Origin of the sequence: Neochlamydia sp. EPS4, from assembly GCF_000813665.1 — a bacterium.
Lineage (GTDB): Bacteria > Chlamydiota > Chlamydiia > Chlamydiales > Parachlamydiaceae > Neochlamydia.
This window is the reverse complement of sequence record NZ_JSDQ01000008.1, coordinates 26144-49882: the sequence shown is the minus strand read 5'-3', so window position 1 is coordinate 49882 and position 23739 is coordinate 26144. Positions and strand designations below refer to the sequence as shown.

General features: G+C 38.3%; 18 protein-coding genes. 4 read left to right on the top strand and 14 right to left on the bottom strand.

Annotated features, from left to right (window positions below):
• A partial coding sequence (locus DB42_RS11575; protein WP_238578970.1) for a hypothetical protein occupies positions 1–222 on the top strand: 222 nt, incomplete at its 5' end.
• Positions 223–454: 232 nt separating this feature from the next.
• Complete coding sequence (locus tag DB42_RS01130) at positions 455–1921, top strand: DUF4116 domain-containing protein (protein WP_044881365.1); 1467 nt, start codon at positions 455–457, stop codon at positions 1919–1921.
• Positions 1922–2114: 193 nt separating this feature from the next.
• Here DB42_RS01130 and DB42_RS01125 read toward each other — a convergent pair whose 3' ends face one another.
• Together DB42_RS01125 and DB42_RS01120 are read right to left on the bottom strand one after the other, a co-directional pair.
• Positions 2115–3863, bottom strand: coding sequence for an SWIM zinc finger domain-containing protein (locus DB42_RS01125; RefSeq protein ID WP_155117358.1), 1749 nt, complete (start codon positions 3861–3863; stop codon positions 2115–2117).
• Positions 3864–4450: 587 nt separating this feature from the next.
• Positions 4451–5011 (bottom strand): hypothetical protein, encoded by a 561-nt coding sequence (locus DB42_RS01120; RefSeq protein ID WP_044881363.1) that lies wholly within the window; start codon positions 5009–5011, stop codon positions 4451–4453.
• A 127-nt stretch (positions 5012–5138) separates the two neighbouring features.
• Here DB42_RS01120 and DB42_RS10740 point away from each other — a divergent pair, with 127 nt between their 5' ends.
• Together DB42_RS10740 and DB42_RS10160 are read left to right on the top strand one after the other, a co-directional pair.
• Positions 5139–5525, top strand: a complete 387-nt coding sequence (locus DB42_RS10740) for a transposase (protein ID WP_162180737.1) — start codon at positions 5139–5141, stop codon at positions 5523–5525.
• Positions 5526–5884: 359 nt separating this feature from the next.
• Positions 5885–6691 carry a tetratricopeptide repeat protein gene (locus DB42_RS10160; protein ID WP_052435874.1) on the top strand — a complete coding sequence of 269 codons (807 nt, stop codon included), beginning with the start codon at positions 5885–5887 and terminating at the stop codon, positions 6689–6691.
• A gap of 789 nt (positions 6692–7480) precedes the next feature.
• On the opposite strand, the gene DB42_RS10155 is transcribed toward DB42_RS10160, so the two are convergent.
• The 12 genes from DB42_RS10155 to DB42_RS01055 form a co-directional block, all read right to left on the bottom strand.
• A complete protein-coding gene (locus DB42_RS10155; RefSeq protein ID WP_052435873.1) occupies positions 7481–8200 on the bottom strand; it encodes a hypothetical protein in 720 nt (239 codons plus the stop codon).
• Entirely contained in the window at positions 8190–8651 is a 462-nt protein-coding gene (locus DB42_RS10150; protein ID WP_238578971.1) for a transposase, read from the bottom strand. The genes DB42_RS10155 and DB42_RS10150 overlap by 11 nt, the downstream gene beginning before the upstream one ends.
• Before the next feature lie 484 nt (positions 8652–9135).
• Positions 9136–9552 carry a hypothetical protein gene (locus DB42_RS01100; RefSeq protein WP_044881361.1) on the bottom strand — a complete coding sequence of 139 codons (417 nt, stop codon included), beginning with the start codon at positions 9550–9552 and terminating at the stop codon, positions 9136–9138.
• Between the two features lie 1181 nt (positions 9553–10733).
• Positions 10734–13211: a hypothetical protein gene (locus DB42_RS01095; RefSeq protein ID WP_044881360.1), complete on the bottom strand. Its 2478-nt coding sequence runs from the start codon at positions 13209–13211 to the stop codon at positions 10734–10736.
• A gap of 291 nt (positions 13212–13502) precedes the next feature.
• Positions 13503–14777: a hypothetical protein gene (locus tag DB42_RS01090; protein WP_044881359.1), complete on the bottom strand. Its 1275-nt coding sequence runs from the start codon at positions 14775–14777 to the stop codon at positions 13503–13505.
• 45 nt (positions 14778–14822) lie between these two features.
• Positions 14823–15785 carry a hypothetical protein gene (locus DB42_RS01085; protein WP_044881358.1) on the bottom strand — a complete coding sequence of 321 codons (963 nt, stop codon included), beginning with the start codon at positions 15783–15785 and terminating at the stop codon, positions 14823–14825.
• Positions 15782–16468, bottom strand: coding sequence for a hypothetical protein (locus tag DB42_RS01080; RefSeq protein ID WP_044881357.1), 687 nt, complete (start codon positions 16466–16468; stop codon positions 15782–15784). Before DB42_RS01080 ends, DB42_RS01085 begins: the two co-directional genes overlap by 4 nt.
• Before the next feature lie 3 nt (positions 16469–16471).
• On the bottom strand, positions 16472–17098 hold the full coding sequence (locus DB42_RS01075) for a tetratricopeptide repeat protein (RefSeq protein ID WP_044881356.1): 627 nt from the start codon (positions 17096–17098) through the stop codon (positions 16472–16474).
• A 158-nt stretch (positions 17099–17256) separates the two neighbouring features.
• A complete protein-coding gene (locus DB42_RS01070; RefSeq protein WP_039386890.1) occupies positions 17257–17811 on the bottom strand; it encodes a SycD/LcrH family type III secretion system chaperone in 555 nt (184 codons plus the stop codon).
• 31 nt (positions 17812–17842) lie between these two features.
• A complete protein-coding gene (locus tag DB42_RS01065) occupies positions 17843–19171 on the bottom strand; it encodes a hypothetical protein (RefSeq protein ID WP_044881355.1) in 1329 nt (442 codons plus the stop codon).
• Positions 19172–19314: 143 nt separating this feature from the next.
• Complete coding sequence (locus DB42_RS01060; RefSeq protein ID WP_044881354.1) at positions 19315–20649, bottom strand: hypothetical protein; 1335 nt, start codon at positions 20647–20649, stop codon at positions 19315–19317.
• 178 nt (positions 20650–20827) lie between these two features.
• Positions 20828–23575: a hypothetical protein gene (locus DB42_RS01055; RefSeq protein WP_044881353.1), complete on the bottom strand. Its 2748-nt coding sequence runs from the start codon at positions 23573–23575 to the stop codon at positions 20828–20830.
• Positions 23576–23739: the final 164 nt, after the last annotated feature.

The window sequence follows — 23739 nt, the reverse complement described above, 5'->3', positions numbered from 1 at the left end:
TTTCTAGAAATGCTGTTGAAAAGAAATGGAACGCCATTAACGCCTGATAGAATCAATTATGCTCTGTCTAGTGTGCATACCATGCATTTTGAAGAGCGGAATTCAAATAAAAAGAATGTAATACGTTCAGCACTTTCTGAGGATGCCATCTGTATTTTTAAAACATTGGGGATTTCTCTTGATGGTTTAAAATCTTTTCAAACAACCAACTGTTGTGTCTGAATTTTAAGGCTTAAGCCGCTTAGGCATAACTACTTAAGAAAACAACTGTCAAAGTCGGGACTAAGGGTTCACAAAGGCTTTTTATCGCAGCTTTTAGCGCTTTATGAGAAATTATTCTCAATAAGAAGAACAATTTCTGTTAAGGGGCTAAATGAGGGCTTTTCTATTGGTTTTAAATGAATTAACAAATAAAGTAGAAATTTAAGCTAAATAAAAATAAAGGCATATTATTATGAAAATAAGCCAATTACCTCGTGCATACGTTTCAATAAATAAGATAGCTGATTATCTGCCTATTCTTAGCACGGTCACAAATCTCTTGGTTATCTTTCAAAAATGTGTCATCTTACCTTTTATCAACGAAGAGAAAATATTGAAAAGCGATTATTACTCTTATCTAGATCAAAAAAGTTTTAAGCGCGCTCTGCTCTTGTTGATTCCAGGATTAGGAAATGTAATCATAGGAATTTGCGACCTGGCTCAGCGGATATTAAAAAGTAAAGACTTCTTGCTAAAAGCTCTCCAAAAAAACAGCTTGGTCCTTAAGTTTGCCAGTGAAAGGTTAAAGAACGATAAAGACTTTATATTAACCGCAGTTAATAAAAATTCTTACGTACTTCAATTTGTCAGCAAAACACTTAAAAACGATCCAGAAGTCGTGTGGGCAGCTACTCTACAAGATCCTCGGTCATTAAGATTTGCTAGCAAAAAACTTAAGGATGATAAAGATTTTATACTTGCCGCCGTCCAGCAAAATGGCTTGGTGCTCGAGCATGCTAGCGAAAAACTTAAGAGTGATACCGAGGTAGTACTGGCTGCCCTCAAGCAGGATCTTTGGGCGCTTAAGGATGCCAGCCAAGAGTTTAAAAATAATAAGCAAGCCATGCTTGCTGCTGTTCAGTGCAGTCCTTGGGCGCTCAAATTCGCTAGCCCTCAGCTGCAGAATGATAAAGATTTAGTGCTTACAGCGGTGGAAAAAAGCGGAGAGGTCTTCCAGTATGCTAGCGAAGAGCTTAAAAATGATAAAGACTTCATATTTAACGCTTCTCAGAAAAGCTACTCTATGCTAAAGCATAGCAGTGAAGCGCTTAGAAAAGATAAAGACTTTGTGCTTGCGCTCGTTCAGCAAAACAGCTGGGCCATTCATGATATTACCAAGGAGCTTAAAGAAGATAAAGATGTCATGCTTGCTGCCGTTAGACAAAATGGATATCTGCTTCTCTATACAGGAACAAAGCTTGAAGATGATAAAGAATTAGGAATTGCCGCTGTTAGCCAAAATGGCTTAGCTCTCCAGTGCGCCAGCATAAAGCTCCGGAACGATAAGGAGGTGGTACTTGCCGCTGTTAGTCAGAATGGCTTGACCCTCCAATATGCCAGCATAGAGCTGCAGAACGACAAGGATGTAGTACTTGCTGCTATTAGTCAAAATGGCTTGGCCCTACAATATGCCAGCATAGAGCTCCAGAACGACAAGGAGGTCGTACTTGCCGCTGTTAGTCAGAATGGTTTTGCCCTTAAGTTTGCAAGTGAAGAGCTCCAGGAGGATAAGGAGGTAGTAGTTGCAGCCGTTAAGCAAAATGGCTTGGTGTTTAATCATGTTAGCCCGTACCTTAGAAGTGATATGGAGGTTGGGATAACAGCTATGCTTCAAAATAAAGAAGTCCTAAAGGGTGAAGAAGGCAGGAAAATTGCATGAAGATTTTATTTACCATTGCTATAATATGTAATAGATAGCAATCTAAGAGAGGCAGTTTCTTTCTCAAAACTATTATCTACTTAAAAAAATAGATATAGCTTACTTAAATCTCGTTAAGCGTGCCTTAAGAATAGAGCTTAAGCCTTTTGCGTCTATACTTGTTTAAGAAATTCTCTCCCCTAATGTGGGGAGTTTATAGGTCAATGTTATGTTTGGTAAGGAGTTCTTTTAGCTTGGGAACCAAATTGCGTTTACGTTGATGTTCCTTAAGAAGCTGTCGGATATTTTCGGTCCATTGAGCTATAGATTGTGCTTGTGTAGCAGCAAGATAAGCTTTATCCAACCACTCTGCTGCTCGGCCATAATAAGATGCCCCTTGCTGAATGGCCTCTGTGGCAAGTTTTTGACAGTTTTCTAAAGCCCATTCAGGCCGCTGAGTTAAAGCTTCTTCAATAAGAAACTCCGGCATCGTTCTAAATTTTTCTGCGATCTTAATAGCTTCATCAATCATTTTCTCATATAAAAGAATTTTAATTGGCTCCTCATAATTGTAGGGCCTGTCAGTTTGAACAAATTTTAAAACGCCTGGTTTGATGATATCCCATTGGCTTTGGGCCCCCTTTTGTAAAGCTTTATAGCCTTCCAAAGAAGAGGCCATAGTGAGCAAATCTACTCCAGCTTTTATACCTATCTGGATTTGACCTGCTTCAAAAGCTAGATCTCTTGTCCATCTTAATAAATCTCTTGCTAGCCAATCTTCTTCACGGGAACTTTTATAGCAAAGAGCTGTTTTTAAAGCCAATTGGAGCTCTTTACATTCATAAAACTGTTGGGAGAGCTTTAAAAGTGTATTAGGGTCTCGAATATGACTGCTAATGAATCTTTCTGCTTCGATATATCTTTTGAGCTCGATGAGCAATTTTGCATATTCTTCATCCATGCCAGCTAGATGAGCTAAGAGTAGGCAGGTATCAAGCTTTTTTTGTCGTTTTAAAACACGAAAAGCAACCTTCGCAATTTTTTTGCTGACCTCTTCATCTAGCTCAGTAGCAAAATCTGTCTGATTAGTAAGCGCTGCTTTCAGTAAGGGATAGTCCCAGCCAGCCTTCATCAATTCAAGAGCAGCATCAAAAGCGCCATCCGATTCTTCATTCCAATCATAAAAAATTTCAATCCAGACTGCTTTTTCTTGCGAAGAAAAATGACTGATAAGAATGGCTTCCATCCAAAGCGACGCTAAAGCATCTAAAATCTCTTCGTAAAGATCATCTCCGCCAAAGTCGATAAAGGTTTCATTTCTTTCTATTAACGGCTTGGTGATCGCCTTTAGAATAGCAAAAGCATTAACTCCATCTTCAGCTTCTAAGAAAGGAATAACTTGTCTCATTAGTTCTTCAATTCTTAAAGCTATCTCACTTAAACCCTCTCCTTCATCGTCCCAAAAATCATAATCCTGATAAAGAAGATCTTCCATTTCCCTAGCAATGGCTTGAGTATCCAGAAGAGATGTTGGTTCTCCGGTTGCTACAGGGCGGATAAGGAAAATTTGAATGTCCTTCACCAGATAAGGATGCTGCTCGATCAACCTTAACAATAAAGATCTAAGCGTGCTCAGATCTAAGGTTCTTAGTATCTCTTCTAAAGGCGGGCCGAAGGATTCAATACCTTGACGAGCAATTTTAAGTAAGACAGCTACAAGGTGTTTGCAAGGATAAAAATCAGAAGGGCAGGAACAGTAGCCATTTTGCCATTGTTGATTTTTTAGAGAAACTTTTACTTGGTAAGGCTCGGGTAAGCTACCTTGAACTGTAGCATATAAAGTATCCGCGACTATTGTTAAAAAAGTAACTTTTTCAATGTAATTTTCACCCTTAAGGAAGGTGTTTGGAAAACACCATTCTTTAATCATAGCTTCATTAAAATAAAAAGGATTTTTTATCATAATTTTTGACTGTGTTATCAAAATCTCAATCAAATTAAGTGCATATTCTACTGTTTTAAAGCCTTTTATTTCAAGCACTTATTGGCCCAAGCAAAAATAAAGTATGAGTATTTTTTTAAGTTCTCGCTGGGTTAAATCCAATCTTAAAAAAATTTGAACAATCCTCTAGGCGTTCATCAATAATCTTTCGGTTTTTCTTGTCGCTCATCATATTTTGAGGCAGAAAAGGAATATCTTCTGGCCACTGATTAGGAAGCTCATTCTAAGGAACCTTTTGGTTCTTCAGCGTGTATCATTTCTTCTTCTCTGAGTAAAAGTGTCTTTGCTTTTTTGGACCATCGAAGCCGCTGAAATTTTCTCCGCAACTTGATGGCAGGTTTAGCCAATTATTGCCTAAATCCCAATAAATCTAGGCTATTCTTTTTCGATAAATAAAAACAAGAATTAAGGCTTTTAATATATGCTTGAGGTGTTTTTATATTAAGCAGGCGTTATTTTAAAAGCCATCAAAGTTTCTTTGTATTTATTTCTTCTTTTCTTCCTCTTCGCTTGTTTTTTTTCTTTTTCTGGCAAGGCTTCTTCTCCTCTCACATCTCGAATTTGAGGCGTTGGAGGCAACTCGGCTTCCGATAAACTTGGAGACGATCTAGAAGTAGCGTCAGATGGAGTAGAGCTGCCGTTGTCGTGATAGAAGTTGTATATTGTCCGAAAAGGCTCCCTGCTATTCCTCTAGCTTCTTCTTGTTGTCGTCCTTTATAATTGCTAGTACGAAAAATACCTTGGCTAATCCTTTCTAAGACTTTTCCAATATATCTTCTGAATTCCACGACTGCTGAACTTATGTTTTCTTTTCCTTTTATAATCTTGTTTAATAGCTGGATTGCAAAAAGCCTCCCGTCCTTTTCTATTTCGTCATCAATTCTATTAATCACTGCTTTCACATAATCGACTGTATTAAGGCGCTGATAAAGCTTGTTATCTTTATATTCATATTGCATCCGATTTTCAGAAGAGATCACAGTAAAACGAGGAATAATGGAAATATGAGCGCCTTCGCACTCTTTTTCAACTTTGCAATTTTTTGAAAAAAAATAATGGAGTGCTTTAATGCTAGTAGCATCTCTTTCAACAATGTTTGGGTCTGTCAAAAAATCTATGTAAATAAATAATAAGGAAAGTAGACTTTTATTATACTTTCAAAAGCAAACCAAGCTGCGAACGAAGCGAAGCGGAGTTTGCAGCTGCTAATCATTTATACAAATGGAGACAGACAATATGTCAATTCCTGAAAAATTTGATCTACAATCTGAGCTTGCTAAATGTAAAACTGTTGACGATCTGACAGGGAAAAATGGCCTCGTTCAGCGTCTAATTGGCAACATGTTGGAGCAAATGCTTCAAAAAGAAATGGATGAGCACCTGGGTTATGAAAAGCATTCATCCAAAGGACACCTATCAGGCAATAGCCGCAATGGCCATGCCAAGAAAACAGTTAAAAGCAATTATGGTGCTATTAGTTTACAAGTACCTAGAGATCGTAAAGCAGATTTTGAACCCATAGCAATAAAAAAACACCAAAGAAATATTAGCTCGTTCGATGGATCCTGTTGTAGTGGAAGCACGCGAGAAGCAGAAGAAGCAGATTGCCCTTCTTCTCTTTGAGATTGCTGTTCCTCTATTTGAGATGTTTCACTTTTACGCTTTTTAGCTAGGCTTAATAAGCGGCTTTGTTGGGCAGATTGATTCAAATTCGCCTGTTGGATGCGTTCTAATTGAGAAGCAGAAGGAGGCAAAGAGGTGGATTGTCCTTCCTCTCTCTGAGGTTGCTGTTCTTCTGTTTGAGAGGTTTCAGTTGTACGTGTTTTAAAGGCAGAAACAACTGGCATATTTTCAAGAGGTGGAGAGGGAGGAGTTGATCCTGCGCCTTGCATAAATTTTTTCCTTTGTGACATTAATAGAGTGGATGATAAATTGAACATATCACTAAATAAAAAAATGTAAATTAAAAAGTAGGGTTTGTAATGATTAGTAATATTTTTGATAATTATTTAAGCAAAGTAGATAAATTTACCCAAAAATCGTTTAATCAGCTAATTGAAAACAATTTTAGCAAAAATCTAAATTATATTATCACAGTAGTAGAAGATGCAAAAAATCAGGTATCTTTATATGATGGTTGCACATTTGCAAAAATACAACTAGAATTAGGAGCCGAAGCGAAATACAATCCTGAAACCGCCGAAAAAATGGCTAAGATCTATTATTGTTGCGTTAACCAATATTGTAGCACTAATCAAACACAACTATATTATCCTAATTATGTAGGCCGCCAAGAAGATCTAAAAGAAATAGCTTGTAAGGCTTATATTTTTGCTAATGATTCTTCTCTAAATCCCTCGAAAAGAGCTGAATATCAATTTGACTTAGGTCATTGCTTTTATCAGGGAAAGGGAACGGAACAAAATTTTGCTCAAGCTTTTAATTGCTATCAAAAAGCGGGGTTAGAAGGAAACTATCCTCCAGCGTTATTTATGGTGGGGCATTGTCTCGAAAGAGGCGAAGGTGTTCCCAAAGATGAAGAAACCGCGCTTCAATGGTATTTAAAAGCTGCAAGCTATTCAGACGAGGTAGACATCGTACGCCATGTTGCTCAAAAGTTTGAAGAAAAAGGACAGATAGAGATAGCCCATCTTTTATATCAAAAAGCTGCTCAAAATCACGATCCTGTAGCAATTGATTATTTGATAAAATTTTATGAGCAAAAAGGAGAGGAACAGTATCAAGAAGCGATTAATAAATGGAAATCTCAGCTGGCTAAGGTCGTTTGACAACTTAACCCTGATTCTCTTCTTAAAAAGTCCTATTCTTTGCCTTCTATTTCTTATTCTGGGGAAGGAACCTTCCGCGGTTGATAAATTTTGGCATCAACTTGGCGATTCTCCAATTTGATGGAATTTTAACCAGTTTTTAGCTCATCTAAAAGCATCGTTTATTCGGTAAAAATACCTGTTTTTTGAGAGTTGCAGAGAGTCAATTAATCTTTAGCATGCTTTATCTTCGATGCTGGGATAGCGTGCATCTAGAAAGAAGAGCAGCTTTCCGACCTATATTTTGCACTCCCGTTTTATCGTTTGGAGAAGGGGTTAATATTTCCTTAGTTCACCTTTTGACAAAAAATTCTATGGAAAGCCGTTATAGCTGGATTGAGGGATCACTGCTGTGACTGGGAAATCATTTGTTTTGTTTATCTTTTTTGCTCGGGGTAAAGAAGCTGTCAAATATATACGCAATCGTTGTTTTGGATGGTTTAAATGTATCGCTTGCCATTCGAAAATGATGTTTCGCATTTCATCTCAATTCTAAAAAAGCAGTATCTCCAAAATTTTCATTTTGAAGGAAGTATAAAGAACCAAATGAATTGTAGAATCCTTTTTGGATTCTATAATTCATAGTAAAATTAGGCACTCCAATAGAAGATACTTGCTTCTTGGTCTGGCATTTTCATTAATGTCTGAGCGAGCTGATCGGATTGTTGTACAGCCTCTTGCTGCGTTTGGATGGCAGAATCTAACGCTTTGCCTTAATCGCTAATTTGGCAGCTGTGTCATCCGTCATGGTTAGTGATCTACCCTAGCTACCAAAATTTTTTTCTTTATTTCTCTTAAACTGCATACTCGATGATATACTTTTTTATTCTTGACAGCTAGGCAACTTTTCTGGGATGACTCAAAAGTCACATTTTCTTGTACTGCATTTAAATGTTTACGAGAAGGCCTTAAAACAAAGATTTCATCTAGCGTCTTTTCGAGATTTCGGAAGAGTTGTTTTAAATTTTCATTTTCAACAATTTCTCTTACAACTTGGCACAAAGTATCCACTCTAGACTTTTCTACTAGACTCCCCAAGGTTGCTAAAGGGAGTTTGTTCTTAATGAAATTTGTTTGAGACAAATGAAAAAGAAAGCAGTGGTCAAACAGCAGGCTTAGAATCAAAGGTCGCTCTGATCCCTCAACGCCGCACTGTTTGGCCAAACTGCAAAACCCACAATGACTACTCCAATCTTCAATAAAAACCTCTACTAACCATCTCAAAGTATATCCTTGCATCATATCTTTCATATTCCATGAAAGATTTGCAGCCATAAGATAGCGATACTCATTTTCGCCCTCATATTTAAGGGCTATTACCAATCGTTTTTTATGATGAGAAGGAACATATAACCTTGCTCCCCCGGCTTGCACTCCATTTTTTTTATCACCGTGTATGAAAATTTCTTGATTCCAGCCTTTGTAGGCTTCAAAGAATTCTTGGCATGAGAGAGACTTTTTACCCCGCATGACTTTTTGATTCTTTCTTAAGTTGAGTAATGATTTGCACTCCAGGCCAAATAGCTTCTACTCCATCTACAAACAAGCTATTGCCGTAAAGAGCATCAGCCAGTACACAAGTGACCTTAAAAGCAGGAAATTCACAAGCAAAATTTTTAAGCAATTGCAAAGCTAGTGTATACTTTTTTGGATATTCTAATGACCTTTTAGGCTCTTTGGGACGGTCTTTTTTAGAAATTCCTAACTTTTTTAGTGTTCTTACTTCCTGTTGCCATTTTGTGAGTACAGGATCAGGAGAATAAAAGGCAAAGGAGACGGGAATGCAAAATTTTTTAGTCACTAGCTGAAGAAATACTATATTTTGGCCACAAAAATAACCACTCGTTTTCTTATCACGGATTTTATGTAAATGAGGCAACTTCTCAGCATTTTTTGATCGGCTGTGATCTTTATCATCGATAATAAGAACCCCTTCTGTGATGCCATGTTTACGTAGGATCGCGCGAACATTACAAATTAGCAGCCTGTTCTAAGCAATTTTAGCACGTCTAAACATGGCCGATAAAGCCATCTTTTTATAGCTTTTAAGCCCAGCCCTTTCAAATTTTGCCTAACAGATTGAATTTGTAATTAATATTCCCATCAAGCAAAAAGCCAGCCAACACCATTGAATTTTGAATAAGCTATTGTGGGAATTTCCTTGTTTGAGAGCTACTTTAAGTTGATTTAGATATTCTTTAATAAAAGGAAGAGGGGCTGGGAAAATATAGACAAAAAATTATTTTTAATGAGTTGATAAGCTACAACATTATTTTATTAAAAATTAGCCAACAAGAAAAAAGTACATCATCGAGTATAAAGGCTTACGAAGTTTAAATTTAAAGGTGGAGGATAAGCAATTTAGAGGTAAGAGTATAAATTATTGGGAGGCTTATAACGTTAAGTTAATCACTTGAATCCATTTCAGTCGCATAAGTCTTTTTAAACTCTTCTTTAATAAGCTTTAATTCTCGGTCTAGCTTTTCATGGATAGCTTCTAAGATCCACTGTTTTTTTGAATAGCTGGAATAAACTTTTTTGAAAATTTGAATACGTTTTTCAATTTCATTGGAGATAGTGTCATCCAAAAAAACTTGAATTCTTCTTTGTTTGGATAAATCACCGACATTTTCCAATTTAAGCTTTTCAGCAATAGCCTCATAAACCCATTTTCCCTTGGAGCATTTTTTGTTGATCGCTTTCAGCGAAAAAAGATGCTTCTCAAGTTTATCATGTAAATTGGAACCTATCGTAAAAGTATAACTTTTTTCTTTAATAGATAGCAATTTATTTAGTTGCTCGTCGATATCAGCATTACTCATATTATCCTTGTTTACGAATTTAACAATATCGCTTCATTAGTATTAGGAAAAGTTTTGTTAAATGGGGCCTTTACTACTTAAAAAGCAACAAGCCTTAAAGGCTGTCTTGTACTTCCTTCGCTTTAAGGGAGCAGCCAAAAAACTACTTCTATTCCTTCTTAATAGGCTTTTCATTCTTAGCTTTAAGATAATCTCTTAGGATTTATCATATTACGTTTAAGGATAAGGATATAGCAAATTTAAAGGAAGAGTATTTTTAAAAATTTCTTATACATTTTCGGTGCGAAGAGAGTTATTTAGTTTATATAAATTGAAAAATCTTATTGAGTAAGAAATATGCATTATAATATAAAACTTGCTGAACGGTTTAGGTTTTATCGCTAAGATTTTATTCAATGGAAGAGGAGCACTTTTTTTTGTCCTCCTTTAGAAGCAATAAAGTAGTCATAAAAGAGGAGTTAAGAATCTTAATAGCTGACAAAATGTTCTCAAAAAAAGATCCCTAGGTCTTAAGTTTAAACCAGCTTTTTCCTTTTCTTTGCAAAATAAGAACCTAGTTAAAAAACTTTAAGATCCCTTGCTCATTTAAGCTTTCATCTTCTCAGATAAAAAAGACTTCATAATTCTAGCGAGAGAACCTCCTCAGAATCATTAGGAGAAAGAGAGAAGGGAAACCACTTAAGCGGGAAGAGTTGCTATTCTTTAAGAAGCATTTAAAATATTTTTAATTACCTAAGAGTTGGCTGTTTAAAAGAATAGAGTATGCACCCAGTGTCCATAGAATATATGACTAAAAGCAAAGCTAAGAAAAGGAGTAAAATTTAACTGCCAGGGTTTACTAGCGATCATTTATCAAAGAGTAAAAATTTAAGACATTAAAATTAGACGTGATAATCTTTATAGGATAAACACATTCTTAAAAGAAGTTTTTAAGAATGCTTGAAAGCAATAAAAGCAAGACGATCGGAATAATTTTTGTTAGATAAAGCTTGTAGCCGAGGGTAAAAGTATATGGATGGCTGGGCATAAAAAGGTGTTACTAATTGAATTAAAAAGCCCCCTAAAAAAACGTTTAGGCATACAGCCTCTTTAAGTACCTTAAGCCCTTTACGAGGGCTTAAGGTACTTTAAAAATACTTTCTTGTAAGAGACGAGCTATATTATTTACCTAATTTTTATTCTTAGTTTATCTGGATAGAGGTTGTTTTTTGTAAGGTATCTTGCAGGCCTTTAAGGAGGTTATCATGCATACCTTTGACGCTAAGTAAATCTTCCCCTAAACCACTAAGGCTATCTAAAAGGTCATCTAAAACTTTTTGCAGCTGCTTAATCATCGCTTGTAGCTCTTCAATAATAGCATCATATTTACCTCTAACCGACGCAATAATAGCTTGAGAAACATTCATTCCTCCTTGAATTCCACTTTTAACTGCCGTTAGTGTGGATTGAGTGATACTTACTCCTGCCATAATACGATTAAAAGTATTGGGATTTTTTAAAGCTTTGGTCAGGAGCGTTTCAATTAGCTCCATAGCTTTAGAACCTTTGACGGACTTAAGAATTTTGCTTAATACATTTCCCAACACGCGGAAAGTTGTATCGGCAATTCGTTTGGCAGCGCTTCCTATTACATTTACAACCTCGGATAATTCTTCTAAGGCTTTTTTCACTATCTTTCCAGTAACATTAACAGCTTTAGATAAAATTTTTACGCTGTTCACTAACTCCACAGCCTTTTTTATGACGTCCATTACCTTCCCTAGAATCTTCGCAGTCGAAGCGGCAGCTCTTGCTGTGGCCTGAGTAACCGCAGGGACAGCAGCAGCGGGATTGATACAGCTTAAGATTCCAATCGTTATGGTAATAGCCATTCCCACTGCCATCGCAATATATTGAGCATTTTCTCTACTAATCCCGCACATCTGACAAAAATCAGGAATGATATCAGATTCTGTTAGCATGGTGGTAAACATAGTAGTCACTAGTTGTGGACCTAGCATACCCACCGCCATGATAGCTAGAGTGGCCATCACAAATAATTGAGTAATAGCTCTTAAGCCTGCCTTTAACCCATCTAAAAATCCATTGCCACTGGGGATAATTTTATCTATTAATTTAGAGACTACGTCTACGATAGCTTCAATGAGTTTATCCGTTAAATTGAGTGTGGTATCTAATAAAGCAAAGACAAGGCCTAATAGACCTCCTGTTGCTACAGCCATCAATACGGTTATAACCTTTATTACCGGTTCGATGATTTTCATAAGAACGCCTAGAAAGCCTGATTTTCCTTGCTGCTTTTGCATCTCTTTTTCTTTTTCTTGCTGCTCGCGAACTTGCTGCAATTGCATACCTAATTTTGCGGTTGCTTGTTGTTTAGCCTGTTGGGAACGAGAAGTTTGTATTTCATAAATTGTATTTTGAGCTTCAACAATCGCTTTGCTAATCGTCATAAGTAAATCGATGGTTTTTTGCTTACCCGGACCATTGGGCATCAGTAATTGTAACTGCGCCATCGAAGTATTTAGCATCTCGCGTGCTTGCACAAGAGAGGTCGTTGCTAGGTTGGAGGAGATATCTTTAAAAGCGTTCTTCATTTGCTCTGCAGATGGCTGCCAATTTACTGGTAATTGATTTTGAACTTTAGTCTCACTGATTGTTTTATTTATGATCTGTTGAGCAATAGCTTTAAGAGCGTTAGAAATACTAGGATCTTTGATGTTTTCTATAGCTTTTTTAAGAGCTGCAAGGTCAGCGGCGCTCAAGTTGTTTTGACCCGCGTACTCATCCAGGTTAAGCTTAAGGTTAACTTGAAAACTTCCCTTTAGAGCTCCATTATACATTGCATTATTCAGAGGAGGTTTCCATCCTGCTGGAGTACTAAATTTTTGGCTAGTTTGTTTAAGAGCGGCATTCTGTAATTGTTTAAGTTTATTCTGGTCCACTCCTTTGAGTGCAGGGGAAGGGTTATAATGCTGATAGATAAGAGCCGCTTTATCTTCGGGAGAAAGCGAAGTATCACTATTTACCGCTTTTTCAAAAGCAGCATTATAAGTGTCTGAGAGGGAAAGGTTGTAAGAGGAGTTGTCTACAGCGGGATTTAACTTAGATACATCAACTCCTGCTTTCAAAGCTTCTTGTTGGGCTTGCCCTGTGAGCGTTTGTAGAATTTGATTAAAGTCGGCGCCAGAACTTAGCTTGGTACCCTCGGTGGTAGCCGTAGAATTATAAAAAGCAAAGGTAAGCTTTGCTACATCGCTGGAGGATAAATTGTTAGCTTTTGCATAAGATGTTAAGGCTGCATTAAAGTTATTGGCATATAAGGTGCGTTGCCCCTCGTCAGTTAAGGGTTGCTTATTGCTATTTTGATTATTAGCATTCGTTTGGGCTTGGGTTTGTAGATGGGAGAGGAGGGCTTGAGGTTGAAAGAGCCCGTTAGTTAATAGAGTGGGATCTTTTTGTGCGGCTTCAGAGGGAGCAGGAAGTTGAGGACTTCCAGGAGCAGTAAAAGAGTTAGGCTTGGCAGTTTGCGTGGATTTGTTAGCCGTATCAGTTGAGCGTGGATCTTCCCCTAAAGTGGGGGGAATAGTATTGACTTCGCCAGGTTCCCCCACTTGAAAATTATTGTAATTAGTATTGAAATTGGTATTAAGTGACATGTAGTCCTCCTCAAAAACTTGGTAGAATAAAAATAGGAAAATGGAAGTTTCTTATATTATTGCAAATTTTTTTTAATTATTGATGATAGATTTAATGTAAAAATTTTTTAAAAGCTTTATAATCGCTTTTTTTTGTTTCTTTGGTAGTCCCTTGTAGGCTAGCTTGCTCCCGATAAATTCGTTTAAATTTAAACCCTTAGGATTTTTTGCTTCCCTGATTTAAGCGATCAGCGTCACTGACGAGCAAAAGGGCCCGTAAAGGGCCTCTTTGCTCCTTTATGCTTATCTGGCTTAGCCTGTAGACTGAACTCCAACAGAGCTTCCCAGCTTCCTTTCATCCTCAGAAAATTTACGTAGTTGCTGCATAAGATCGGCGATCAATTTTGAATTTTCGCTTTTAGCGTTATTCATTAAGTCCACAGTTTTAAAAGAGTTTTGGATGTAAGCATCCATCATGGCTTTTAAAGCCTCTGCTTGAGCTTTTTCTACTACTAATTCTGATTTCCATAAGTTCATCATTCCCTCGGTAGACTTGTTTAGCATGGTAGCAGTCATGTTGAATATCATCATTTTGTTAGTCACGCTATTGGCATGAGTCATGGCATAGCTAGTATTAAATTTTTCCAGTTCATAATTTGCTGTCTCAGATTCATGATTGGCCCTATTTAAATCTCTTTTAGCAGACAAAGACTCCTCAGAGCTTCTTAAACTCTTAGCTTCTGCTCGCTTCAACTTTGCTGCTCTTTGATTTTCTTCTAGTTGACCGCCATAAGCTATGTCTCTTTGAGCTTCAGCATCTTTCAACTTTTGCTCAGAGGCTGTGATTCCTTCTCTAGAGCCACCTTGCTTTGCCTTTTCTAGATTTTTTTTAGCCTCGGCTACATTTTTATCCGCATTTCTCATTTGTTTGGCCTTCATTTCGTTGGCTGTGTGTTGGCCTGACACCTCATCGTAGTACTTTTTAGCACTTGCTTTGCCGTCTTGAAGGCGTGTAGATTCGTCTTTATAAGTTCCTTTCTGTTTTTCCATATCTTTATCAACATTGCGGTTGACTCTAAATTGCATGGCGGCTTGTCCTAATGAAACTCCTGCTTCCATAAAGCAGGCGATTGCACTGGCCATATACATCTTAGACTCTTTTTCAGCTGCTTGTAGAATTTGCTGGGCTTGGCCTTTGGCCAGCTCATTAATCATACTCATTTGAGATAAAGTAATTTCTTCTTGAGCCATGGTCATTTGACGTAAGACATTAGAAATTTCTGTAAAATTCATAAAAAAGGCCACCAAGGGATTGGGTCGTAAAAAGGGATTGCCTGTGCCTGAAGATTCTGATACCCCGGCAGCCTGGGCATTAGGAGGAGGAATATGAGCGAGTAGATTGCGTGTATGTTTAGCAGATACAGCCTCTTTTCCAGTGGAGGTGCTATCTGTATAATAGGCCTGGTTGGGCTGAGCTACTGCTTTGGCAGCTGAATTCGCTCCTGCAGCGGGAACGGCTCCAGAATCAGAAGGGGGTAGATAAACTCCGCCTCCCTGGCTTTGTCCTGTGATATTTCCAGATGTCATAATTTCCTCCTTCTCTATTTTTGAAGAGAATTGTTGTTAAATTTTTTATATTAACTGCGAGACGGTCGTATGGTTAAATTCTATAGAACCGCTCCTAAATGCCGTGTAAATAGTTTCAGCAAAATAAATAATTTCTTCGATCTCTTCATTGAGCTGGCTAGGGGTGGCATCAATGCTTTCAAGAACCCCCGTATAAGCCTGATATAAATGATCAAAATCCTCTTCTTTCAAGCTAGCCGTAGCCTGCTGGATATATAGAGCTATGTTGGATACAGGCTCGCCAGCCAAAGAGGGTAAAAAAGTTTGGAGATTTTCTAACCCCTCCACTAATTCAGCCTTTAAATGTAGAAAAAGCTCTTCTAAAAGTTTCTTTTTCCCCCTAGCCACTGTTAATAAAGACAGAATTAATAGAAGAGGAAGCATTAATGCTGCCAGGGCTTGCTGTTGCTTGGTAGTGGCTCCACATGCACTTACAAAGCTTTCCACAATTTTTTGCCAAATGCCTGTTTTCAAGGTAAGGATTAGAGCTAACTCAATTCCAAAAGATTGCTTTCTTTGTTGTTCTTTTTCATCTTTTTCTTTAAGAGGCGAGGAGTAGGTAAAGCTAAAATGGCTTAAGGCCCAGCTTAAAGCAATGGTGGTGAGGACAAGGCCACGAGAAATCATTAGCAATAACTGCTTATTTCCTTGATCTTCCTGGAGTAAATGGATTCTTGCGATAAAATCTACTAATCTTTGAGTGGATGAGGCTAAAGCTTTTCCCATAACTCCCACCGAGCTTTCCTCTTTTTCGATCCCTTGCAAAGCAATTTTAAAGCCTAATAAAAGTGCGGGGGCAGCTTCCTTAATCGTTTGAGCCATAGTCACCGTACTTAAAGAGCTAATCAGCGGACCCAAAATAGTTAGAAATTCTCCATGGTTTTTTCTATTATAACTCTCTTTAACGGCCTCCAAAGCATGGGCTAGATTTTTTCTAGCTTTTTGTATTTCGCTATTGTTTTCTTTCATAGGTGGTCTTCAGCAGCCTTTTTATTATGAATGTGGGCAAGGGTGGAGTAGGCCATGCCTAATTGGTTGGCTGCTCCCATCAACTCATCAAAAAATGGATCATTAGGCCCTAAGCTTGCTAAGCTATTTTTTATCGCTTCAAAAGTGGGAAAGCTGTCTTTAATGATGCCTTGTAAAGCTTTTTCGGCTAACTCTAAATTCATCTGCCGGCGAAGATCTAATGGCGAGCCAGCGGCTGCGATAGGATTTTGAGAATCTAGAGCATTTGCAGAATTTTTAATTCCATTGAGTACTTTTGCTGCTCCTTCTAATAGCTTTCCTAGAACAATTAAGGAGGGGTTGCGTTCTTCTATAGGGGCCTGTAAGCTTTGTTCGTAAGCTGCTCGTACATTGCTGGGCAGCCTCTCCGTGATTTCTGCTAGCACTTGTTTCCAGGTGTCATCAGCTCGCGGAGGCGTTACTTCTACGCGCATATGTTCTAAAGGATGTAAAGTGGGCTTGCTTGGGGAGGTGTCATATTTCCATAAGGCTTGCTTGTCAATCTCAGTAAATGAAATAGAATCTAAATTATTTGCAATGCCCATCGATAGGCGTAGAGCATGGATAGCGGCATTTTGATCATTGAGAAGAGAAAATTCTGGAATGCCGCCGGGGGCGCCTGTCCCACTTCCTGAGATGCTCATCGTCTACCTCTCGGAGTTTTTTACATGAGTAATAGATTCATTTTCTGCTTTAACTTTTTCTATAATGGCAGGATCAATCTCTAATTGGGAAAGAAGATAGTCGTAAGTCATCAACCATTTTTCTTTATCTAGCATGTATTCTTGCTTATCTGCAGCTCTTTTTATGGCTTGCTCTATAGCCATAAGAGCACTGGCATAATCTTTAGCCTCAATCAAGCAATCACACATCTTTTCAAAAGGTAATGGATCTTCAGGATTTAGCACGCCTAATTCCATAAGCATGGCAACGGCGGCAAGCCAATTTTTTTGCTGAATATAGCAATGGGCCAAGGCGATGGTATATTTTTGATCAATAGGTACCATAACTTTTAGCCAGCGATAAAGCTGGCTGGCTTCTTCAATTTCATTTTTTTGGTAAAGGGTATAAGCAAATTTATAAACGTAATCCATAAAATTTGCGTCAAAGCCTAAAGCTTGGGCAGGTAACATGCCATTTTCAAAAATATCGATCAGCGCTTGTTCTTGGAGTTTTACCTCTTCTTCGCTTAATTTTCCTCGATGAGCATCCACTGTCTTTTTAATGGCTTTTCTGAATTCTTCTGGGTTAAAGTCTTGTGTTTCTTCTGCCATGGATAAGTTCTCCTTCATTAGGTTTTATGGCGTGAGATGTTTGTTTGAAGTCTTTCTTGCAGTTCTAGGGGTTCAAATGATCATGGGGCTCCTTTAGGATAAGGTAAATTGTCCTGTTGATTCATCTTGTGTAAATGCTAGATGAGTAAAAGAAACCCTTACTTTTCTGCTTTAATAGTATCTTTAATTTCCTCTTGTAGATGCTTTATAGTCAGCAAAGCACGATCTTTTAGCATTTGAAATTCAGGTTTACTACCAGCTCTTTTAATCGCCATCTCCAAGGCAATAATCGTGGAATAAGAATCTTTCATGGCTACAAAGCAATCTGACATGTGATAGTAGGGGATAGGGTTTTCAGGATCTAGCACACAGCAAATGGTGTAGGTATCTACGGCGTTTTTGTATTCTTTCATCATGTGAAAACAGGAGGCAAGCCCAAGAATATATTTGGCTTCATTAGCATTTAACATGATAAGTAGACGAAAAACTTGCACGGCATCTTTATAGCGGCCTGTTTGATAAAAATTGTAACCTTGCGCATAAAGTCCTTCCACTTGCTGATCACTAAGATTTAATAGGTCTTTTGGCATATGTCCATTTTTAAAAAACTCGTCAGCTAATTGAGTCACATTCTTTTCTTGGCTTGCATCATTCTTCAGCTGTTCCCCTAAGCTTTCTACAGCTTTTTTTATTTGTTCTTCGTCACTTTTCATGAAGTTTCCTTTATATATTGAAAATTCTGGATTATTTGAAAATTGCAGATAAAATTGTGCTTAATTGTTGCAAGATGCTGTCGGCCACACTGCCCTGCTGGCTTGCCGCATCATTACTTTGATTAACATTAGCCTGCAAGGATTTGGCTTGATCAGAAAGGGTTTGTTGGCTGGCCTGTAATTTGCTAATGTAGTTTTGGTTGACGTTATTAAGCGCGTTACGGGTGGCTTGGGCGGCATCTTTGTCCCAGTCATTGGTGCCTCCTAGAACTGTACCATCTCCTTGAGTAAAAGTGCGCATTTGCCTAAGCTTATCACTATAAGCAGCTTGCCACTGTGATAAGAAGCTTAAAGTTTGGGACTGCGAGGCAGCTACATTTTGTATGGTCCCCAGCATGCTGATAAGAGCTAGTAAAACTTCATTTAAGATATAGGTGCTATTGGAATCCCTGGTTAAGGCAGTGGGGCTAAATTGAGGATTGTAGTAAAGGTTTTGCGTATAAGAGTACCAGTCCCCTAAGTCTTGGCTTGCCTCAAAAGAGCCTGAAGGCTGGCTGCTAGTAGCGGTTTTGGCTAGCTCGCTGGTATAGAAAGCAGAAAGGCGTTGCACAAAAACTCTCTGCGCGACAGTCCAATTAGCAGAGTTTTGAGATAAAGTTCCTACCGGACCATTAAAAGATTCATAGATAGCTTGATAAGATTGTACGTATGTAACGCCGGTGCTATTTTGGCTATTTAATAAACTTAATACACTAGATTTGTTAGATGTTTGGATAACTGTCGTGGTGCTTAAGTAGTTAAGGAAAGCTTTAGTAAAATTTCCATAGTTGTTGCTGAGGGTAGCTGTGTAGGTAGTGCCGTTAAGAGTGAGAGTTTCAGAGGTACTACTACTCGATAAGATCGAGAAATTAAAATTTTTGATAAAATCAGAGAAGGCTGCTTTGAATTGTCCAGGTAGATTGGAAACATCGATAATGCTACTAAGATCTGTATTTCCTATATCAGGATTGGCACCCACTGAGGCTGTATAAATATTATATAATCCATTTAAAGGGCTAGCTGAATTGGAAGGATCATAAGCTGCAGAAGGGATGGAGCTTGTGCTAGGATAGCCTAAGACCTTGGTATAAAATTGGTTGATAAAACTTGTAATGTCGGTCGTATCTATGGAATTAAAATTGGCGGGAGTTAAATTGCTATTAAGGGTCGCTGCACTCGTGGTAGAAGTGTTATATAATTTTTGAGTCGGTATCACAGCTAGTTGGCCACTCACATAAGAAAGACTTGTATCTAGCACATATGAGCCAGCAATACTGTTAAGATCTTCTAAGAAATTTTGTGAATTAGTACTTGAGGTCATAGGGCTCCTCCTAAAAATGTCGAAGTTATTTAATAAGACCTTAAAATCATGTGTAGAAAGAAAAGAGGCTGTCTTTAAGATCTACTAAAGGCTTCATGCTTATATTGTAAATTTTTTTTATTTATCTTTTACTGTTAATAAGTCTACCTAGCGATATTCTGGGCCATTTTTTGGATAATTTGTGAAATCGCTTGTAGAGCTGCGGACGCGGATTTATAATATTCTTCAAAGATATAAAGATAATTCCTTACCGTCTCTTTTTGAGTATCATTTAAGTTTTCACTAGCTGTAATAGCAAAGGTAATATTTTGCTGAAACTTTCCTGCTGCATTAGCATCGCTACTATTAAAAGCACTATAATTATCTAACATCCATTTTCTAAAGCCTGCTGAAGCTAGCCCGGGTGGCGTGGTCGAGAGAACGGGTTGGCCATTTACACTGAATGTGGTATTTAAATCTGTTAAAACTTGTGTAAGCCTTGAATATAAGCTAGTAGTATTACTCCTATCGCTTGCAGAAGTAATTGCTGAAAGTGTTTTTAGCTGTTCAGTTAATTGAGTACGGATGTTCACCAATTTCTTATAGGCCGAGACAAATCCTGAAGATCCAGGAGCAATAGAAGGAAGAATAACGGGGGTAATAGGCTTGTTATAGAAGGCACTTGCCGCTTGTTGATAGCCAGGGCTCCAAGCGGACGGTCCGTCTTTACCTCTGCCATCCCCATAGTTAAAATTAAAAGCACTCGATTTTGTAGTAATTTGGTTATGTAAATTTTGAAGTTCGGCTAAATTATCTAAAATTTGTTGGGTCGTATTCAAAGCACTTTTTAGCTGAGCCATATTATTGGAAATGATCTGGTTGCCTGTTTGAACGTAGTCAATTTCAATAATGCTTTGTAAGCCGCGTGCTCCTCCATAGCCCTCTAACTGTGCTGCCTGGACAGCATTAGCAACTGCGGAGACTTGAATAGCTAGGTCTAACCATTGTTTTAATTGGTTAGCACTTAGCTGGGGAATATTGCTGCCAGCCGCATTGGTATTCACGCCAATTGCTGCAAGAGAGCGTAAAATGGCATCATAATCTTGTGCCATACTCATCGTCATGAGATGTTGATTATAAGAAGACTTACCTGCTGAGGGAGGGACTTTAGCGGATAAGCCATGGGCAGCCAAAAAGCCCGCGCTTACGATTGAGCTAGGGTAGATAATCTGCCCTGAGCTTGTTACAATGACTCCATACTTAGCCAGATTAGTCAATTGATTAAGCGCAGCATTGACTTCGGAAACGTTTAGCGCAGAAATAAGTGATGCTGGGTAGGCATTGGCTGAGGTCGTAGAGCCTTGGAGCTGCAACACTCTTACAAACGCCATAATAGCATTATAGTAAGCAGAGGCCACTTTAGCATTAGTATATTCTAGCCGTGTAGGAATAGCACTGGGCATTCCACTTATATTTACATATGGTGTTGTAAAGGTCATAACCTACCCCTTCTTATAGTCAATGAAGGACTTCATGTTTAATATTAGGCATTCTTACTTAGATTTTTTTAAGTTTTTTAGTAAGCAGATGAGCGTAAGTAAGTTAAATTTTCTCTTCTCAACTGCTCTTTTCTTTATAAAGTATAAATCTTTATTTTAATAATTATTTTTAATATTTTTATACGGCCACTTCCAAAGCTGGATTGGTTCCTCCCATTTTGATGGCACCCGTATTAACAGCAGGGGCAAGCATTAAATCATTGGCATAGACTAACTTATTGGCAGGGTCCATCAGTCGCTGGGTGAAGGTATATAGATCTAAAGAAGGCTTAATGTAGTCTTTAAAACTTTCTACGGTTGCTTCAAAAAAAGCCTCATTTTCTGTCTTTTTTATGTTGTCTAAATGGTCAGCAATGCTTCTGACTAGTGAATAAGGTTGTGCGGCATCATGGATATCTTTAGCATTTGCATTGGCAGGCCCCACCAGCAGATCAGCAAGCTGCTGAGCTTGCTCTTGAGCTTTCTTTAAGCCTAATACGGGTAGATAAACAGCAGTCATACTGCTTAGAAGCTCTTGATGCAGATTAGCTTGGGAAAGAGGATTGTTCTCAAGGGTGGGAGATAAAGAAATGCCTGTAGCTATTCGGCGAGCTTCGTCTTTAGCCAGCCCTTGTAGTCCCAGCTGATATTGCAAGTTGTCTCTTAAAGTAGCTTGAGAGATTTGTTCGGTGTTTGCTAACAAAGCAGCAGCAACTTTGTTGGCAATTTCAGAAGGTGTAGAGATTCCAGCAAGCGTTAAATTGCTGGCTAAATTACTAATGAACAGATTGGTGTCTAGATCATTGGGAGTAAAAAAAGGATCGCTTGTAGCAGTAGGAGCAACACCTGCTATTGAACTGGCTATTTGTAAGGCGTCACCTGAAGAAAAACCTTGCGATTCCAAAGATTTTTTTAAGCCGTCTCTAAAATCAATTTGAGAGGTAAAAAGCGGATCATAAAAGGCGGTAGAAGCAGCAGAAAGTGCATCAGCGGCCTGCTGGCCTGTAATTCCATTTTTGGTTAAATTTTGGGCTAGATTATTAAAAAATTGATCGGAAGCTGCTACAGAAGAAGTTTGTTGAAAAGAGCTTAAAACAGCATTTTGAAGCATTTGTTGAAGAGCACCTACGCCACTTGAGGGTAAACCTGCTTGCAATCCTAGAGCATTAGCAATTTGAGTAGATAACTGTTGAGCGGCATAGGCCTGGACAAAAGGATTGGAAGCAAAATCATTGATGCCTACTCCTTGCCCAGTTAAGCTAGCAATAGTGGAGGAGCTGAGACCAGCCAAGCCTAATAATTGGGCGCCTAAACCAGATTGTCCTAAGGAAGAAGACAGTAAACTTAAAGCTACTCCTGCCGATGAGAGGTTAATGATCGCGCTTAAAGTGTTTAAAGCCTGGCTAGCGGCAGGGTTATCATTAAGGTCTTGTAAAGCAGAGGATAAGCTATTTTGAGAAATAAGATGGGTGACATTGCTAATAAAGCCTAAGGCTAAAGCTTTGCTTATATTGACGCCATCAATAGTACGGCCAGCTGCATCATTTTTTAGTAGATCAATCATCTGCTGGCCACTCACCAGGGAAGCACTGGCCAATATATTGGCAGTGGCTACTAAGGATACATCAATCGTTCCTGGTTTTAACACAGCATTAAACCTTTGATAATAGGCATTTTGATTTCCTTGATTATGCAGCCTTGCGACGATGGAAGGCTCTAGAGAGGCTGCAATAGAAGCTAAGCCTGCAGTGTTGCTGTTGCCTGCTGCTGAATTGTTATTTGTAGCCATTTGAGAGGCAAAGGAAGCAGGAAGAGCCATTAAAGATGTTTTAACGGGTAAGTAATAATCAAGAAATTCTCGCATATCTAGATTTAACTTTAAGCCCTTGTTAATTTGCCCTACGACAGCAAAGGTGAGCTGAAAAAGAGGTAGATAGATAGATTCAATTAAATCGGTAGGAGTGGCAGTGGGATAAGGAGTAATCAAAGGGATGGGTGAGGCATTAATGACGGCAGGGACATTTACGGGAACAGGAGGTGCAGAAGAGGCTACAGGTAAAAGAGGAGCGTAGGTAGGAAGTAATTCTTGAGCGGGAAGAGGCTCTAACCCATATCTTTTTCTTTTTTCGTTAATCTCGGCTAGCTTTTGATTGTTTTTGGCTGCTTGATCGTTATAAGCATTGGCAGCGTCATTGTAATTGTTAATGGTCTGATTACGGGAAGTGACATAGTTATTGTAAGTATTAACAGCCTGATTATACGCCGCTTGTGCAGCATTGTAGGTAGCGGTGTTTTGGGCATATTCTTCAGCAGAAATATTACCCGCTAGAAAAGCTTGCGTTTGAGCTTGATAAAGGGTGTAGGCATTATTAAAATTAATGGCTGCATTATGGATACTTGTGGTGCTGCTATTATCCTGAGAAACACCGCTATTGTAGTCAGAAATGGGTATGTTTACTAAATTAATCCCATCATTAGCTGCTTGGCTGAATTTTTGAGTTTCAGCTTGTAGGCTCAGAAGTTCCTGGAGGATTTGCAAGAGATTATTGGCATTATCGATAGAATTTTTGTAAAAATTGGATCGAAGCAGATTAATGAGGGCACTCTCGCTGTATGAGCTTTGCTTATTCATGCGCGTGGCAAGAGAAATTATTTGCAAATAAGAGAGAAGGGAGGGCTTGGGAATTTGAGGATTATCAGGATTGAAAATAACCAGTCCTGGGTTAGCTAAAGCTTTACTCGCTAAGGTATCCCCAGAAACTTGTGCAGAAGAGGGGGAGGAAGCTGAGGAGGAAGCAGTGGAATTGGCTTTCACCCCAGGATTAACGGCTGAGATGCTTTCGGTCGAAGGATCTTGCTGACTATTATTTTGTAGAGGGCTAACCATATTAACATCTCCTGTCTTAAGGCTTTTGCATTAGGCACAAAAAATTCTTAGTATTCTTTTCTCTTTTAGGGATATGAATGTAATTTGCGTGCCTAAGAAATTTTTTAGAAAATAATTTTAAACCTTATAATTTAATTATATTAAAAAATAAATTTACCATCAAT